The sequence below is a fragment of the Micromonospora musae genome, from assembly GCF_003626545.1.
Taxonomy (GTDB): domain Bacteria; phylum Actinomycetota; class Actinomycetes; order Mycobacteriales; family Micromonosporaceae; genus Micromonospora; species Micromonospora musae.
The window spans coordinates 388,520-404,485 of sequence record NZ_RAZS01000003.1 but is presented as its reverse complement, the minus strand read 5'-3'; the positions used below and the strand labels follow the sequence as shown (position 1 = coordinate 404,485).

Annotated in this window: 14 protein-coding genes; 1 reads left to right on the top strand and 13 read right to left on the bottom strand. The window is 73.4% G+C overall.

The features are described from left to right. Positions 1-56: 56 nt before the first annotated feature. The 11 genes from D7147_RS09975 to D7147_RS09925 form a co-directional block, all read right to left on the bottom strand. Entirely contained in the window at positions 57-1,583 is a 1,527-nt protein-coding gene (locus tag D7147_RS09975; protein WP_233563059.1) for an aldehyde dehydrogenase (NADP(+)), read from the bottom strand. Continuing rightward, positions 1,576-3,081 carry an FAD/NAD(P)-dependent oxidoreductase gene (locus tag D7147_RS33370; RefSeq protein ID WP_120675995.1) on the bottom strand — a complete coding sequence of 502 codons (1,506 nt, stop codon included), beginning with the start codon at positions 3,079-3,081 and terminating at the stop codon, positions 1,576-1,578. The genes D7147_RS09975 and D7147_RS33370 overlap by 8 nt, the downstream gene beginning before the upstream one ends. After that, complete coding sequence (locus tag D7147_RS09965; protein ID WP_199734141.1) at positions 3,065-3,385, bottom strand: (2Fe-2S)-binding protein; 321 nt, start codon at positions 3,383-3,385, stop codon at positions 3,065-3,067. Before D7147_RS09965 ends, D7147_RS33370 begins: the two co-directional genes overlap by 17 nt. Further along, positions 3,382-4,539 (bottom strand): NAD(P)/FAD-dependent oxidoreductase, encoded by a 1,158-nt coding sequence (locus tag D7147_RS09960; RefSeq protein ID WP_120675993.1) that lies wholly within the window; start codon positions 4,537-4,539, stop codon positions 3,382-3,384. The genes D7147_RS09965 and D7147_RS09960 overlap by 4 nt, the downstream gene beginning before the upstream one ends. Then, on the bottom strand, positions 4,536-5,219 hold the full coding sequence (locus D7147_RS09955) for a GntR family transcriptional regulator (RefSeq protein WP_120675991.1): 684 nt from the start codon (positions 5,217-5,219) through the stop codon (positions 4,536-4,538). The genes D7147_RS09960 and D7147_RS09955 overlap by 4 nt, the downstream gene beginning before the upstream one ends. Then, positions 5,216-6,217, bottom strand: a complete 1,002-nt coding sequence (locus tag D7147_RS09950; RefSeq protein ID WP_120675989.1) for a proline racemase family protein — start codon at positions 6,215-6,217, stop codon at positions 5,216-5,218. Before D7147_RS09950 ends, D7147_RS09955 begins: the two co-directional genes overlap by 4 nt. After that, positions 6,214-7,119 carry a dihydrodipicolinate synthase family protein gene (locus D7147_RS09945; protein WP_120675987.1) on the bottom strand — a complete coding sequence of 302 codons (906 nt, stop codon included), beginning with the start codon at positions 7,117-7,119 and terminating at the stop codon, positions 6,214-6,216. The genes D7147_RS09950 and D7147_RS09945 overlap by 4 nt, the downstream gene beginning before the upstream one ends. A 47-nt stretch (positions 7,120-7,166) precedes the next feature. Beyond that, positions 7,167-8,495 carry an aminopeptidase P family protein gene (locus D7147_RS09940; protein ID WP_120675985.1) on the bottom strand — a complete coding sequence of 443 codons (1,329 nt, stop codon included), beginning with the start codon at positions 8,493-8,495 and terminating at the stop codon, positions 7,167-7,169. Beyond that, a complete protein-coding gene (locus tag D7147_RS09935) occupies positions 8,482-9,837 on the bottom strand; it encodes an alpha/beta fold hydrolase (RefSeq protein WP_120675983.1) in 1,356 nt (451 codons plus the stop codon). Before D7147_RS09935 ends, D7147_RS09940 begins: the two co-directional genes overlap by 14 nt. Positions 9,838-10,110: 273 nt before the next feature. Next, complete coding sequence (gene ggt / locus D7147_RS09930) at positions 10,111-11,916, bottom strand: gamma-glutamyltransferase (RefSeq protein ID WP_120675981.1); 1,806 nt, start codon at positions 11,914-11,916, stop codon at positions 10,111-10,113. Between the two features lie 36 nt (positions 11,917-11,952). Then, positions 11,953-13,725: a CHAT domain-containing protein gene (locus tag D7147_RS09925; RefSeq protein WP_120675978.1), complete on the bottom strand. Its 1,773-nt coding sequence runs from the start codon at positions 13,723-13,725 to the stop codon at positions 11,953-11,955. A 455-nt stretch (positions 13,726-14,180) separates the two neighbouring features. Here D7147_RS09925 and D7147_RS09915 point away from each other — a divergent pair, with 455 nt between their 5' ends. After that, positions 14,181-14,639 carry a hypothetical protein gene (locus D7147_RS09915; RefSeq protein WP_120675974.1) on the top strand — a complete coding sequence of 153 codons (459 nt, stop codon included), beginning with the start codon at positions 14,181-14,183 and terminating at the stop codon, positions 14,637-14,639. A 193-nt stretch (positions 14,640-14,832) separates the two neighbouring features. Here the strand turns inward: D7147_RS09915 and D7147_RS09910 are convergent, their stop codons facing one another. Together D7147_RS09910 and D7147_RS09905 are read right to left on the bottom strand one after the other, a co-directional pair. After that, complete coding sequence (locus tag D7147_RS09910) at positions 14,833-15,012, bottom strand: hypothetical protein (RefSeq protein ID WP_120675972.1); 180 nt, start codon at positions 15,010-15,012, stop codon at positions 14,833-14,835. A 2-nt stretch (positions 15,013-15,014) separates the two neighbouring features. Then, positions 15,015-15,758, bottom strand: a complete 744-nt coding sequence (locus D7147_RS09905; RefSeq protein ID WP_147437383.1) for a DUF6338 family protein — start codon at positions 15,756-15,758, stop codon at positions 15,015-15,017. Positions 15,759-15,966: the final 208 nt, after the last annotated feature.

Genomic DNA, 15,966 nt, shown 5'->3' with positions numbered 1-15,966 from the left:
CGTCACCCACCGTCCGCGGTCGGCGCCCCGACACCGACCGCGGACGAGGAGGGCGATCAGGTCGTCGGAACGCCGTCGACCAGGCGGGGCAGGCGCAGCGGGTTCGCCTCCCGCAGCTCCGGCGGGAGCAACGACTCCGGCACGTTCTGGAAGCAGACCGGGCGCAGCCACCGCTCGATCGCGGTGCTCCCCACCGAGGTCGAACCGGTCGTGGCGGCCGGGTACGGCCCACCGTGCTGCATCGCGGGAGCGACGGTCACCCCGGTCGGCCAGCCGTCCACCACGACCCGCCCCGCGATCTCACCCAACCCGGCGACCAGCTCCGCCGCCGCGCCGTCCCGCTCGTCGACGCCCAGCTGAACGGTCGCCGTCAGGTTGCCCGGCAAGGCGTTGAGCAGCGCGTCCCGCTCGGCCGTCGAGCCGTAGCGGACCAGCACGGTGACCGGCCCGAAGCACTCCTCCAGCAGCTGCTCGTACGGCCCACCGTCGGCCAGCCGCGACGCCCCGACGGAGAGCACCCCCGGGCGTACGGCCAGCGGAGTGTCGTCGTCGCCGGCCTCGCCCGCCGCGAGCGGCTCCGACACCCCCGGCAGCCCCGCGCGGGCACGAACCCCGGCGAGGAACGCCTCCCGCATGCGCGGGTCGAGCAGCGGGCCGGACGGGACCGCCGCCGACACCACCGCCTCGGCGACGGCGTCGCCCGCCGCCCCCTCGGGGAGCAGCACGAGACCCGGCTTCACGCAGAACTGGCCCATGCCCAGGGTGTACGAGGCCGCGAGCCCCGCTCCGACCTCCTCCGCCCGGGTCTCGGCCGCCCGCTCGGTGACCACCACCGGGTTGAGGCTGCCCAGCTCACCGTGGAACGGGATCGGCCGAGGCCGGGAGGAGGCGATGTCGAAGAGCGCGCGGCCGCCCCGCACCGAGCCGGTGAACCCCACCGCCGCCGTCAGCGTATGGCGGACGAGCTCCGGGCCGGCGTCGAAGCCGTGCACCACGGCGACTACGTCCTCGGGCAGCCCGACCTCGGCCGCCGCCGCCCGCAGGATCCGGCCACAGAGGACGGAGGTGGCGGGATGGTCCGGGTGGGCCTTCACCACCACCGGGCAGCCCGCGGCCAGGGCGCTCGCGGTGTCGCCGCCGGGCACGCTGAAGGCCAGCGGGAAGTTGCTCGCCGCGAAGACCGCGACCACCCCGAGCGGCACCTTGTAACGCCGCAGGTCGGGACGGGGCGCGGGCGCCGCCGACGGGTCGGCGTGGTCGATGATCACGTCCAGGTACGCGCCGGTCTCCACCACGTCCGCGAACGCGCGGAGCTGGTAGCAGGTGCGGGCGAGTTCACCGGTGAGCCGCACCCGGCCGAGGGCCGACTCCGCGTCGGCGGTCGCGACGATCTCCTCGCCGCCCTTCTCGAGCAGCGCGGCGGCCGTACGGAGCAGGTCCGCGCGCCGAACCGGGTCCCGCAGCGCGGCTCCGGCGGCCGCGGCGGCGCGTACCGCCCGGTCCACCTCCTGGGGCGTCGACTCGGTCGCTACGCGTTCCCGCGACCGGCCGGTACGCGGGTCGCGGCTCAGCACGTCAGTCACCGTTTCGTCCTCCTTCATCCAGCGCCTCTGCGGGCGTCGTCTCCTCGGCCAGTGCGGCGAGCTCGCCCAGGGGCACCGGCACGGCGAGGCTGCGGGTGGCGAGTGGACGCAGGTCGTCCAGACCGGTCTCGCGTCCGCCCAGCCAGGCGGCGATACCGGCGGTGGCGAGGCCGCAGACCCGCCCCTGGCACCAGCCCATTCCCGGTCGCGCCAGCATCTTCAGCGTGCGCGCGTCCTCCGCGCCGAGATCGTGGTGGGCCCGGCGCAGGTCAGCGTAGGGGACCTCCTCGCAGCGGCAGACGAGGGTCGTCTCCGTGAGCCAGTCCGGCCAGGCGCGGGGCAGCGGGTAGGTCCGGTGCATGGCGGCGGCGAAGCGGCGTGCCCGCCGCACGGCGGCGCGCAGCCGTCTCGCCCGGGCCGGGTCGGCCGGATGGCCCCGGTCCGCGGCGACGGCGAGCGCGCTGAGCCGCCCCTCCTGCACGGCCAGCGTCGCGCCGCCCACCCCGGTGGCCTCACCGGCGACGTAGAGCCCCTCGACGCTGCTGCGCTGGGAGTCGTCGACGGCCACCACGAGGGAGCCGTCGGTGTCCTGCGCCGTCTCGGCGCCGAGCATGAGCGGCAGTTCGAGCGAGGGCGTGAAGCCCCAGCCGAGCGCCACGAGGTCGACGGCGATCTCCTCGTCCGGTCCGGTCGGGCGGCCGTCGCCGTCCACCCGGGCGACCCGGACCGCCTCGACCCGGCCGTCCCCGAGCACCTCACGGATCACGGTCCTCGTCCGGTACGGGATGCGGTGCCGGAGCATCGACGCGGCGTAGCGCAGGGCCTCCACGCCCTTGCCCGGCGCGGAGACGGCGCCGGCCGGGGAGCGCAGCCAGCCCACTGTCGCGTTGGCCTCGATGACGGCCGCGACGCGCACCCCCGCCCGCGCCAGGCCGGTCGCCACGGGCAGCAGGAACGGGCCGGTGCCGGCGACGACCGCCCGCTGTCCGGCCGGGGTGCGGTGTCCCTTGAGCAGAGCCTGCGCACCTCCCGCCGTGAGTACGCCGGGCAGGTCCCAACCGGGTACGGGCAGTTGCCGGTCGTACCCGCCGGGGCAGAGGATCAGCGCGTGCGCGGCGAGCGTCGTCGGGTCCGCGTCGCCGGAGCGTCGACCCGCGGTGGCCGACGTGGACGTGGCGGCCGTGACCCGGAGAGTGAACGCGCCCTCGGCGTCGCGGGTGATGAGCCACACCTGGTGTCCGGGGAGGTACCGGATCCGGCCTTCCGCCGCCAGCTCGTCCAGACGGGTGCGCAGCCGGGTGAAGACCGGCCAGTCGTGGTGGCCGATCCGGTCCTCGGGGCGGGCGTGGGTCCGGTCGTAGTGCCGCCAGTACTGCCCGCCGGGCTGCCCGGCGGTGTCGATCAGCAGGACGCCGAGTCCCGCTTCGGCGGCTTCGACCGCCGCGGCGAGTCCGGCCGGGCCGGCGCCCACCACTGCCACGTCATGCACGTGCGACATCCTCGCCTCCCGTCCGACCGGCCTCCTCGAAGTCCGCGCCCGGCTCGACGTCCGCGCCCGGTTCGGCGTCGCCGAGTCGCATGCCGTCGGCGGCGGCGACGAGGCAGGCGCGCTGGTCGGGAATCCCGTCGACGGTGATCAGGCAGTCGAAGCAGACACCGATGCCGCAGAACAATCCGCGCGGCCGGCCGCCCTTGCCGGTGGTGCGCCAGTCCGTGATGCCGGCGGCGATCAGGGCGGCGGCGACGCTCTGGCCGGGCTCGGCCGCGACGGTGACGCCGCGGAAGCTCAGCTGGTGGGTCATCGGGGTGCCTCCTCGGCCGGCGGAAAGCGGTCCGGGGCGAACGGCGTGAGGTCCAGGTCCGTCCGCTGCCCCACGAGGGCCTGGCTGATCAGCTTCCCGGTTCCGGCGGAGAGGCCGATGCCGGCGCCCTCGTGACCGCAGGCGTGCCAGAGGCCGGGCGCGCGGGGGTCCGGACCGATGACCGGAAGATGATCCGGGCAGTACGGGCGGAAGCCGAGGTAGGTGCGGATGGCCCGGACCTCCCGGAGCATCGGGAAGAGCGCTATCGCCTTCGCGGCGAGCGTGCCGATGGCGGTGACGGAGATGCTCCGGTCGAATCCGACGCGTTCCCGGGACGCGCCGATGAGGACGGTGCCGCCGGCGGTGCCCTCGACCACGGGAGAGGTCTGCAGCGCCGCGTCGGAGCTGGCCACGTCACCGACGTACTCGGCGGCGTAGACCTTGTGCCGGATCGTCCGGGCCGGCAGCGGCTGGGTGACCAGGATGAACCCGCGCCGGGGCAGTACGGGCACGTGCACCCCGGCGAGGTCGGCGATGCCGCCGGCCCAGGTGCCGGCGGCGTTGAGCACCGCGCCGGCGGTGATGTCGCCCGATGAGGTCCGCACCCCGGTCACCCGGTCGCCGGCGCGCAGGAACCCGGTCACCTCGGTCCGGGTACGCACCTGCGCGCCGCCGGCCCGCGCCAGCCGCAGCAGGTGGGCGGCGACCAGCATCGGCTGGACCTGCGCGTCCTGCGGGTAGAAGGCGCCCCCGGCGAGCTGCGGGGCGAGGTGGGGTTCGTAGTCGGGCAGCTCGGACCGGGTGACGTCGCGGACCTCGACCCCGGCGCGGCGCTGGTGCACGGCGAGGGCGCGCAGGGATGCGACGCCCTGCTCCGAGGCCGCGACGACGAGCCCGCCCTTGGACTCGAACTCCCAGAGGTCGCCGTGTTCGGCGAGGTCCTCGCGCCAGATCCGCTGCGAGTAGAGGGCCAGGTCGAGTTCGGGGCCGGCCTCCTTGTCGGAGACCAGCACGTTGCCCTCGCCGGCGCTGGAGGTGCCGCCGGCGATCGCACCGCGCTCGACGACGACCACCCGCAGCCCGGCCAGCGTGGCGAAGTACGCGCTGGCCGCACCGACCACGCCCGCCCCGACGACCACGAGGTCCACGCTCACGGCGTCTCCTCGACACCGCCGGCCCAGAGGCCCCGTACGTGGCCGATGTGGCGGCGCATCAGCAGTTCGGCGCCGGACGGGTCGCGGGCTTCGACGAGGTCCAGCAGCTCGTGGTGCTCCGCGGCGGAGCGGCCCAGCCGTCCGCTCTCGAGCAGCGGGGTCAGGCCGAGCAGCCGGGTCCGGGACCGCAGGTCGGAGACGACGTCGACCAGGAAGCGGTTCCCGCTGTAGCCGAGCAGGGTCAGGTGGAAGACGTGGTCGGCCTCGATGTAGCCGACCAGGTCGCCGCACTCCACCGCGTCGACGATGGCCTGCGCGAGGGCGCGCAGGTCACCGAAGTCCTCCTTCGGGATCACCGGTACGACGTCGCGCACGGTCGGCGGCTCGATGAGCAGCCGGACCGCGGCGAGGTCGTCGAGGTCCTGCTCGGACATCTCGGTGACCCGGAACCCCTTGTTCGCGTGCGTGACGACCAGGCCCGCCTTCACCAGGTCGAGCATGGCCTCACGTACCGGGGTGGGTGAGACGCCGAGCTGCGCGCCCAGTGCCGGAGCCGAGTAGACGACGCCGGGCTCCAGCTTGCCGGAGATGATCGCCGCCCGGAGCGCCTTCCCGATCCGGTCGCGGAGATTCTCCCTGGGGCCGATGTCCGGCAGGTCCGGCACGGGCGTCGGGCTCACAGCAGGAACCCCGCCGGGAACGGGTCGGTGGGGTCGAGGTGCAGCTGCGACGTCGCGGTGATCCAGGCCCGGCCGGTGATCGACGGCAGCACCGCGGGCAGCGACCCGACAGTGGTGTCGCCGAGCAGCCGCCCGGTGAACCGGGTGCCGATGAACGACTCGTTGACGAAGTCGTCGCCGACGGCCAGCTCGCCCCGCGCGTGCAGCTGCGCCATCCGGGCGCTGGTGCCGGTGCCGCAGGGCGACCTGTCGAACCAGCCGGGGTGGATGGCCATGGCGTGCCGCGACAGCTGCGCGGTCGAGCCGGGGGCCTTGAGGTAGACGTGGTGGCAGCCGTTGATGTCGTCGCGCTCGGGATGCACCGGCCGGTCGTGCTCGTTGACCGCCTCCATGATCGCCAGGCCTGCGGCGAGCAGGTCGTCGCCGCGGGAACGGTCGAAGGGCAGGCCCAGCGCCGCCAGGTCGACGATCGCGTAGAAGTTCCCGCCGAAGGCCATGTCGTACTCGACGGTGCCGAAGCCCGGGACCTCGACCTTGCGGTCCAGCGCGTACGCGAACGACGGGACGTTCTGGATGGTGACCGACTCCGCCGCACCGTTGCGTACCGCCACGGACGCGACGACCAGCCCGGCCGGGGTGTCGAGCCGGATCGTGGTGACCGGCTCGACGACGGGCACCATCCCGGTCTCGACCAGCACCGTCGCCACGCCGATGGTGCCGTGCCCGCACATCGGCAGCAGGCCGGAGACCTCGATGAAGAGCACACCGTAGTCGGCGTCGGGTCGGGTCGGCGGTTGCAGGATCGCGCCGCTCATCGCGGCGTGGCCACGGGGTTCGTACATCAGCAGGGTGCGGATGTCGTCGCTGTTCTCCATGAACCACAGCCGACGCTCGGCCATCGTCGCGCCCGGGATCGTGCCCATGCCACCGACGACGACCCGGGTGGGCATGCCCTCGGTGTGCGAGTCGACCGCGTGGAAGGTGCGCCGGGACCTCACTTGTAGCCCTTGGCGAGAACGGCCTCGGTGTCGGCGGTGATCCGGGCGGCCACCTCGGCCGGCAGCGCCAGCCGCGGCGGCCGGCAGGCGCCGCCCTTGCGGCCGGCCAGGTCCATCGACAGCTTGATCGACTGGACGAACTCGGTCTTCGAGTCCCAGCGCAGCAGCGGGTGCAGGTCCCGGTAGATCGGCACCGCCTTGGCGATGTCGGCGGGGTCGTCCGAGGTGACCAGCCGGTAGAGCTCCACGGTGCTCTCCGGGATGGCGTTCGGGTAGCCGGCGATCCAGCCGACCGCGCCGGCGACCCCCAGCTCGAGCAGCACGTCGTCGGCGCCGACCAGGAGGTCCAGGCCGGGGGCGAGCTCGGCGATCTCGTACGCCCGCCGGACGTCGCCGGTGAACTCCTTCACGCCGACGATCAGGCCCTCGTGGAACAGCTCGGCGAGCAGCGCGGGGGTCAGGTCCACCTTGGTGTCGATCGGGTTGTTGTAGGCGACGACCGGCAGGCCGGCGCGGGCGACCTCCCGGTAGTGCTCGACGACCGCCCGATGGTCGGCGCGGTACGCGTTCGGGGGCAGCAGCAGCACGGAGGTGGCGCCGGCGGTGGCGGCCTGCTCGGCCCAGCGCCGGGCCTCGATCGAGCCGTAGGCGGCGACGCCCGGCATGACGCCGAATCCGGCCGGCGCGGCCTGGACGGCCGTCTCGACGACCCGTTCCCGCTCCTGCGGGGTCAGCGTCTGGTACTCGCCGAGCGAGCCGTTGGGGGTCACACCGTCGCAGCCGCCGGCGGCGAGGAACCGGACGTGCTCGGCGTAGGCGTCGTAGTCGACGGAGAGGTCGTCGTGCAGGGGCAGCGCCGTCGCGACGTGTACGCCGCGCCACGGCTTGGTGGGGGTGGTCATGCTGTTTCTCCTCAGCGTCGTAGGGGGAACGCGTCGATGGTGGGGTGTCACGCGGTCTGGGCGGCGGTCATCCACTTCTCCAGGCCGTCGGCGTCGAGCGGAAGCGCGCGGGACAGCACCTCGGAGCCGTCCGGGGTGACCAGGATGTCGTCCTCGATCCGCACGCCGATGCCGCGCAGCTCCGGCGGCACCGTCGTGTCGTGCGCGTGGAAGTAGAGACCGGGTTCGACGGTGAGCACCATGCCGGGCGCCATCGCCGCGTCCTGGTACGCCTCCTTGGCGGCCCGGGTGCAGTCGTGCACGTCCAGCCCGAGGTGGTGGCCGATGCCGCAGACCAGGTAGCGCCGGTGGTGCTGCCCGGTGTCGGAGAGCGCCTCGTCGACGGAGACCGGCAGCAGTCCCCAGTCGGCCAGCCCGTGGGCGATCACCTCCATCGCCGCGTGGTGGAACTCGGTGAAGCGGCGACCGGTGCCCACCGCGGCCAGCCCGGCCCGGTGGGCACGTTCGACGAGGTCGTGCACCTGCCGCTGGGCGGACGAGAACCGTCCGGAGGCGGGGAAGGTGCGGGTGACGTCGGCGGTGTAGTAGCTGTTCACCTCGACGCCCATGTCGAGCAGGAGCAGCTCGTCCGGCAGTACCGGGCCGTCGGCGCGTACCCAGTGCAGGGTGGGCGCGTGCGGCCCGCTGCCGACGATGGTGGCGTAGCCGGGTCCGTTGCCGTACGCCCGGGCGTACCGGTCGAAGGTGCCCTGCAGCCACCGCTCCCCCGGCCCCGCGATCGCGGTGGGGAATTCGCGGACGACCGCGGCGAAGCCCTCGACGGTGCGGTCCACCGCCGCGCGGAGCTGGCCGATCTCCCACTCGTCCTTGTACATGCGCAGCTCGGCGAGGGTGCGGGCGACCTCGTCGTCGCGGGTCACGTCCTCGGTGAGCTCCTGGAGCGGCCGGACCTCGACGCCCAGCGCCCGCGCCCAGTCGTCGAGGCCGGGCGCCGCGCCCACCCACAGCTCCCCGTAGCGGGCGTCGGAGAAGAAGCGGGGGTCGCCGGGGTAGGCGGGCGGCGGTAGGTAGAGGGTGGGGTGGCCGTCACGGAGCACCACCGTGGCGTTCTCCACCGCGCAGCCGGTGGTCCAGTAGAAGTCGCTGTCCGGACGGAAGTCGTACGCCGTGTCGTTGCTGCGTACGGGCGCCTCCCCCGCGCTCAGCACGATGGTCCGGCCGGGCAGCGCCTCGGCGAGCCGGGCCCGGTGGGCGGCGGCGGCCTCGGCGGCGCCCGCGACGACCGGCGGGGTCCGGTCGGGTACGTCCCATCCCGTCGCCAGGTACTGCGTGAACGCCGGGATCTCGGCGAGCTTCGGCGGTCTACCGGTGCGCATCGGAGGCTCCTTCCTGCCGGATGTCGTGGGGGGCGGTCGCGGCGTCGCGCTGGTCGGGAATGCCTCCGCCGCTCTCGCGGACCAGCTGGGTCAGCCGGGCGAAGACCCGCTCGTCCTCGCGGACGCCATCGTGCTCGTACTCGTTGGTGACCCAGGTCCGGATGTTGCCGACGCGGGACGCGGTGTCGAGTTGCAGGCCGGCGTCGACGTACATGTCGTCGTGGTAGACCGCGGCGGCGACCGGGATCTCGTTGGCGGCCAGCCGGTCCGGGTCGTAGAGCGGCGGCCACTGTGACCGGGTGGCGAGCAGCTCGACGGCGGCGCGGAACGGGCGCAGCTCGGCGATCTCCTCGAACATCCAGGGGTAGATCATCTCGCCGGTGAAGAGCAGGGGCCTGGCGTCCTGGGCGAACTGCGGATGCCTGTCGTGTTCGGCCTGGGCCGCCCAGCCGGTGGCGGTGTTCCCGTGCGCGTAGATGCTCTCGTGCAGGGCCGCGAAGAGCGGGTTGTCGCTGTACGACGTGCGGGCCAGCACCTCGTGCAGGAACGTGGTCGACAGCTCGTCAGCGGAGAACGCCTCGTCGAGCAGCCAGTGCAGCCGCTCGTTGCCGGGCTTCATGCCGAGGTCCAGGCCGAGCGTCTGGAACCGGCGGACGGTGAGCAGGTCGCCGTCGGGCAGCCGGACGTCCCCTGCGGCCAGCCGGTCGGCGATCCGGGCGACCTGCGCGACCTGGTGCGGATAGCGCTGGAAGAACTGCCGGTTCTTGCCCTCGACGCGGGGGTAGGTGCGCCGGTAGACCTCGGCCGCCGACGGGTCGAGACCGGGCAGGCCACCGGTGACGTAGCAGGCGTGCAGGCCTTCGGGGGCGTTCGACAGGTAGGTCAGGGTGAGGAAGCCGCCGTACGACTGCCCGAGGGTGGACCAGCGCCGGCCGCCGAAGACGGTCTTCCGCAGGTGCTCGTGGTCGGCCACGATCGAGTCGGCCCGGAAGCAGGCGAGGTAGGCGGCCGCCTGCTCGGCGCTGGTGAACGCGCTCATCCGGCGGCCGTCGATGCGGGTGCTGCGGCCGGTGCCGCGCTGGTCGACGAGGACGACGCGGTGCTCGCGCAGCGCCCGGTCGAGCCACCCGGACCGGGTGAGCGGGCGGGGGCCCTTTCCGCCGGGCCCGCCCTGCAGGTAGACCAGGCACGGCAGGTCCTCGCCGTCACGTACCGGGTCGACGATCTCCCGGGCGAAGATCTGGATGGTGCCGCGCGCCGGATCGGACCAGTCCAGCGGAGCGTCGCTGACGTGGTCCCGGACGCGCATGCCGGGGAGGGTGTAGGTCGCGGTGACGGTCATCGGCTTCTCTCTTCCGCGGTGCCGGTCGACCGTGGACGGCCCTCGACGAGGCGGCTTGCGCCTCGTGCGGCACCGCGCCGACCTGGGGGCACGGGCCCTACATGCGCCGCTGCGGGGTCGGCAGCGCTCGCAGTAGGGTGTGCCATTGCACTGACCCTAATGTGAAAGCCAGTCGCTGCCAAGAGCAGGCACCACGCGTGACCCGCCGCAGCCGGACGACAGCGGGCCGCGAGGGCGCGGCGACGGCAGACACCGTCGCCGCGGCCCCCCGGGTCAGTGCTGCGGCCACCTCCCGACGACCGCCGCGGCGCCGCCACCACGACGGACCGGCTCGGCCGCGGCGACCATCCGACCGTTGCGCAGAAGCTCGATCCCGGTCGCGGCGCCGAGCTCCGCGGTGGAGGCGAGGACATGCCCCGGCGGCAGATCGTCGGCGTAGGCGGTGATGAAGGCCGGCTCGGCCTGGGTGCTGGCGCCGTTGCGCTGCGACGCCCGCGGCGCGGCCAGCGCCTGCGGCAGGCTCATACCGAGGTCGATCCGGTTGACCAGCATCTGCAGGACGGTGGTGATGATCGTCGCGCCGCCGGGAGTGCCGACGGCGAGGAACGGCCGCCCGTCGGCCAGCACGATGGTGGGCGCCATCGAGCTGCGCGGCCGCTTGCCCGGCGCCGGCAGGTTCGGGTCCGGCGCGCTGCCCTGGGTCGGCGCGAAGTTGAAGTCGGTGAGCTCGTTGTTGAGCAGGAAGCCTCGGCCCGGTACGACCATGCCGTTGCCGCCGGTCGCCTCGATCGTCAGCGTGTACTCGACGACGTTGCCCCACCGGTCGGCCACGGTGAGGTTCGTGGTGCTCTTGCGGTCGTCGCGGGTGTCGGCGGCCGGCGCGGCCGAGCAGCCGCCGTAGGCGCCGTCGGGAACGCCGGGCGCGACCGGTTTGGGCAGCGCCGCCGCGGCGTCGATCAGGCAGGCCCGTTCCTTGGCGTACCCGTCCCGGAGCAGCTCGCGCAGGACGCCCGATGGGGTGTGGTCGCCCACGTAACGGTTACGGTCGGCGAAGGCGAGCGCGCTGGCCTCCAGGTAGTGGTGCATCGCCTGGGCCACCGACATCGACCGCAGGTCGTAGCGCTCGAGGATGTTGAGCGCCTCCCCCACCGCGACGCCGCCGCTGGAGGGGGTGGACATGCCGTACACCTCGAGACCGCGGTACTCCGACCGGGTCGGCGCGGGGAAGCGCGTGCGGTAGCCGGCGAGGTCGGCGGTGGTCATCCCGGCCGGGCGGATCGGGTACGGCCACGCCCCGAGCGGCCGCGCCGAGAGCGGCGGGTGCTGCACCGTGGCGGCCAGGTCGCGCCCGACCTCGCCCCGGTAGAACACGTCGGTGCCGCGCTCGGCGATCAGCCGGTACGTGTCGGCGAGGTCCCGGTTGCGGAAGGTGCTGCCGACCGCCGGCGGCTGGCCGCCGGGCAGGTAGAGCGCGCTGGTGGAGCTGAACTGGCCGAACGCGTTGCGGTTCGCCGCGATCTGGCTGGCGAAGGTCTCGTCGACGGTGAAGCCCTTCTCGGCCACCCGTGCGGCGGGAGTGAGCAGCTGCGCCAGCGACCGGCTGCCCCAGCGGGCCAGCGCATCCCGCCAGGTGAGCAGCGTGCCGGGCACGCCGACCGAGAGGCCGCTGATCCGGGCCTCGTCGAACGCGTACGGCTGCCCGGTGGCCGGGTTGGTGAAGCTGGTGGCGGTCATCGAGGCCGGCGCCGCCTCGCGGCCGTCGATGGTGTGCACCCGTCTGCTCTTGGCGTCGTAGTAGACGAAGAAGCCGCCGCCGCCGACACCCGCGGAGAACGGTTCGGTCACGCCGAGCGTCGCCGCGGCCGCGACCGCCGCGTCGACCGCGTTGCCGCCGCGGCGCAGCACGTCCAGCCCGACGGCGGTCGCCGTCTCGTCGACCGTGGAGACCGCGCCGCCGTAGCCGACGGCCACCGGCTCCTTCGGTGGCTCGGCCGGCTTCGCCGCCTGGGCGGGAACGGCCGCTCCGGCAGCCATTGTGGCCAGGGCGATGGTCGCGGTGAAGAGGAGTCGTGGTCTCATGTGGCCTCCGGGGATCGACGCACGTGGACCCTCTGCCTACTCCCCCGACGGGATGCGGGCAACCCCGGCGGAGGCGACACCCGTCGTCGTGTCGGTCACCATGAGCCCCGCCCAGGCGAGTGGGTTGACCCGGGTCGGATCGACGCCGACGGCGAGCGGTGCGGCGGCGGCGATGTCCCGTAGGGCGGCTCCGCTAGGCAGGCGCCGGTAGATGTGACTCATCAGCCGCCCCGTCGGCCCGTCCGGTAGACGCCACAGCCCGGAGAGGACGGTGGTGGCGCCGGCCGCCAGACACGCCGCGATCATCCCGGTGGCGTCGCTGCCCGCGTCGGCGCCGGAGTAGCAGGCCGGAGCCAGGACGGTCCGCGGTACCCGGGCGGTGAGCAGGCGTGCGGACGAGATACCGCGCTCGCCGTGGAGCTGGAACTCGAACTCCAGGCCGTGTCCTCGGCCGTGGGTGGCGAGGATCAACACATCATGGCGGCCGGTGGCCAGCTCGTCGAGCAGCTCGTCCCGGCTGCCCGCGACGGTCAGGTCGACCTCGCCGGACTCGTGCATCCTCGTCAGCAGTTGCCGTTCCCGCTGCGCCCCGGCCAGCCGCGGATGGAAGTAACCCAGCAGCGCGGGCCGCGTAGGAGCCTCGGCCGGCGGGTTTCCGATCAAGCGGAGCAGGGGAAGCCGGTTGACGGTGGCGTTGGAGATCACGGCGACGCCGTCGGCGAGCGGGAGGGCGGGGAAGGGCATCGCGCGCAGCGGTCCGTCGGCGCAGATGACCAACCGGTGCCGATCCGGTGCACCCACCGGTGTGGACCGGATCCAATCCCGGAGCTGCTCGGGCAGCAAGGTCTTGGCGATCTCGTGTCGGGTCGACTCCCAGAGTTCCCCGAAGGCTCTCGCGGCGTCCGCGCTGCGGGTGGCCGCCCCGCTGCGAAGCTGGTCGAGCACGGTCGCCGCGGCGCCGACCAGCTGGAACTCCTGGATCTTCGGAGCCTCACCCGGCACCCGGAAGACCAGGTGTCCGGCGTAGTCGGCGGTGCCGCTGTCGGTGACCGTGAGGGACAGCAGGCCGTCCTGCCCGCAGCGGTCGAGGAGATCGGTGCCGGCGATGGGGGTCGGCACGTACAGCTCGGCGAAGGTGCCGCCGATGAGGTCGGTGAGCCGGCTCGTCAGCGTCGCCTGTTCGTCCTTGAGCCTGCCGGTCAGGACGTCGATCTCGCCGAGCTGTCCGGCGTGCGCGGGGTCTGCGATGTGGGCCAGGGTGTGCCGCACCTCGTCGGCCCGGTCGGCCACCTCCCGCAGCTGCGGCGGCATCGCGGTCTTCGTCGCGGAGAGCACGCCCACCAACGTGTCCTCGCGCTGGGCCTCGGCGACCTCGATCCCCGCGAGCCCCGCCTGACTTGCTGCCGCGCTGGCCGTGAGCGTCTCCATGAGGCCGGCGAAGCTGCTCCGCTTGGTGGCGAGCAGTCCTCGTCGCTGAGCCAGCCGGCCGACGTGACCACTGAGCAGGTGCAGGTCCCGCACCGCGGCCCGGACCCGGGCCACCGCGACCGTCACGTGGCCGCTTCGGGCCGCGACATCGGCGGCGAGCCCGTACACGTCGGCGGCGACCTCGGGCGTCCCGATGTTCGCCAGCAGAGCGACCATCGCGTCGGCGGCGGCACCGGCCCGGTCGAGCTGACCGTCCGCGCAGAGAGCCGCCGCCTCCACCTGCCGCATCTGGAGGTCCGCCAGCGGGTCGGTGAACGGTTGGCCACCGGCGATCGAGAGCTGCCGAAACGCTTCGCTGACGTCCGCGGGTGAGCGCGACATCGGCGAGCAACGTGGAGACCGCCTGCACGACGCTCAGCGCGTGTGCCGCCTCCCCCATCTCCCGGAGCGTCGTCAGCTCCTCCACCAGGAGGTCGAGGTCCCCGTCCGCCGCGCGGATCTTGGCCACCTCGAAGACGGTCAGGGCCAGAACCTTGACGAGGTACGCCACATGCGTGGTGGTGAGGATGACCTCGCGGTACCGCTCGTCCCCGGCGAGCGTCATCACCGCGTCGACGCAGTGCCGGGCGTCGTCCCGCTCGCCGACGGTGTGGTGCAGACCGGCTCGGGTGGCGGCGGCCGCGATGAAGACCGACAGGTCCTGCCGCTGCCCGGCGGCCTCGAGGACGGAGTCACAGCCGGCGGCGGCCTCGGCGAGGTGTCCCCGCAGCATGTCCAGCCACGCCAACCCGAGCACGGCCTGGTCGCGGTAGTGATCAGTTTCCTTCGTCAGGTTCATGCCGAAGCCGCCGACCCGCTGGCGCAACCGGGTCGCCGCCTCGATGGCCGTGCGGTACGCCCGAGTGCTGCCGGTCAGATCGCTACGGGTCGCGCAGAGCTCTCCCTCGATGAAGTGCAGCTGGACGCCGACCACGTCCGCCTCGGGTGCCCGGGTCCTGCGCAGCAGCTCCAGGCCTCGCGTCACGGATTCCGTCGCGTCCTGCGGTCTGCCGAGCAGCACCTGGGCGCGGGCGCAGACCATCCAGCCCATCGCCGCGTCCACGTACCGACGGCGTCGCTCACCGTCCTGCGCGGCGTGCGCCCCCGCGTCGATCGCCTCCGCGTACCGCAGGTTGTCGAACGCCACCAGCGCCGAGACGAGCAGCCGGTCGCTCCCGACGCCGGCGGCCCCGATCAGCACGACGGTGTACCCGAAGGCGGCGACGAGCGCCCACCAGGGAGCGTCGAGCAGGTGAGCCACGCCCAGCAGCCCCGCGGCGAGGAAGAGTTCGAAGCGTTGCGCCGACGCCTTCGTGGGCCGCCGCTGACCGATCACGACGCTGGCGACCACCGGGATCGCGGGCAGCCAACCGGCGGCCCGCCAGGTCGCCCAGGCCAGGAGGAGCATCGGCGTCCACCGGATCAGCAGACCGGCCGAGCGCATCCCGCCTACTCGTCCACCGGCGGCGGAACCGGTTCGGGCAGCTCGGTGGCGGTCGGTGGGGGCACCTCGGGGTCGACGAGCTGTTGTCCGCCGCGGAAGTCGTCGAAATCGAAGTCGGAGAAGTCGGCGAAGCCCGCGTCCGGGTCGTCGTTGAAGCCGGGAGTTCCACGAGCGTCGGGTTCCACGACTACTCCTCTCGGGTGGGGGTCGGTTGGGCGGGCAGGTTCACGCTCTCGGGGGTCGCCGGCTCCGGTGCCGTCCGGTACGTGACCGTCAGCAGGACGATCCGTCGAGCGCTGATCGCGACCGCGCCGATGTTCGTCAACGGATACGTCTGCTGGGCGCCCTTCGGGCGGTAGACCAGGGGGTGGTCCGGATCGTGCCGCAGCGACAGATCCCGGTCGGCGATCTCGTCGGAGACGCGGCTGAAGCTGTGCAGCCGCCCGGCGACGTACGAGCCGTCGTCGAGGTAGCAGCCCACGTACTTCGGAAGATCCGAGTGCTCCCGCAGCAGCAACCACCAGGAGGACTGCTGTGGATCGGCGTTCCGCCGCAGGTTGCCGAGGCGGGTGTTCGGGCGCAGCCAGCGGTGCCATGGACGCGCCGCCACGAAGTAGGCCCAGAGGCAGGCCAGCGCCATTCCTCCCACAGCCCACTCGGTGACGAGCCACGGCTTCGCGATCACGTACTCCCTCGGCGTACGCAGCAACGCCGCGAGGTCCGGCGCCCGCACGGGCAGGGTCGACCAGACCGAGGCCAGGATCAGACCGGCGAAGCCGTCGGCGGCCACGCCGACGAAGAGGACGGACATGGTCTCGCGAAGCGGTGACCTCGTCCGTTGCGGGATGTCCCGCTCGCGGCGCCGTTCGTAGAGGTATCCGGGCAGCAGCAGGGCGACGAAGATCACGACTCCCAACACGGTCGCGGGCATCGATCTCCTCGCAGCGGGGGCGGCACGTGCCCACGATGATGTCGACACCGTCGGGCGGATCCGGCGTGCGGGTCGCGTTTCCGACAGCAGCGTTGCGGCAGGGCGCTCGCCCGCCACCGGTACGCCCCGGTCGGCAGGTCGCAAGCTGCCCGATTCGTTCACGTCCGAGATTGACCTGAGAATTATTCGGACATAGCCTGTCATCGAT

Coding starts and splice junctions, on each gene's coding strand:
- D7147_RS33370 (WP_120675995.1), bottom strand. CDS start 3,081: ATGTCGCACGTGCATGACGTGGCAGTGGTGGGCGCCGGCCCGGCCGGA.
- D7147_RS09965 (WP_199734141.1), bottom strand. CDS start 3,385: ATGACCCACCAGCTGAGCTTCCGCGGCGTCACCGTCGCGGCCGAGCCC.
- D7147_RS09905 (WP_147437383.1), bottom strand. CDS start 15,758: ATGCCCGCGACCGTGTTGGGAGTCGTGATCTTCGTCGCCCTGCTGCTG.
- D7147_RS09935 (WP_120675983.1), bottom strand. CDS start 9,837: ATGACCGTCACCGCGACCTACACCCTCCCCGGCATGCGCGTCCGGGAC.
- D7147_RS09915 (WP_120675974.1), top strand. CDS start 14,181: ATGCCGAAGCCGCCGACCCGCTGGCGCAACCGGGTCGCCGCCTCGATG.
- D7147_RS09940 (WP_120675985.1), bottom strand. CDS start 8,495: ATGCGCACCGGTAGACCGCCGAAGCTCGCCGAGATCCCGGCGTTCACG.
- D7147_RS09945 (WP_120675987.1), bottom strand. CDS start 7,119: ATGACCACCCCCACCAAGCCGTGGCGCGGCGTACACGTCGCGACGGCG.
- ggt (WP_120675981.1), bottom strand. CDS start 11,916: ATGAGACCACGACTCCTCTTCACCGCGACCATCGCCCTGGCCACAATG.
- D7147_RS09925 (WP_120675978.1), bottom strand. CDS start 13,725: ATGTCGCGCTCACCCGCGGACGTCAGCGAAGCGTTTCGGCAGCTCTCG.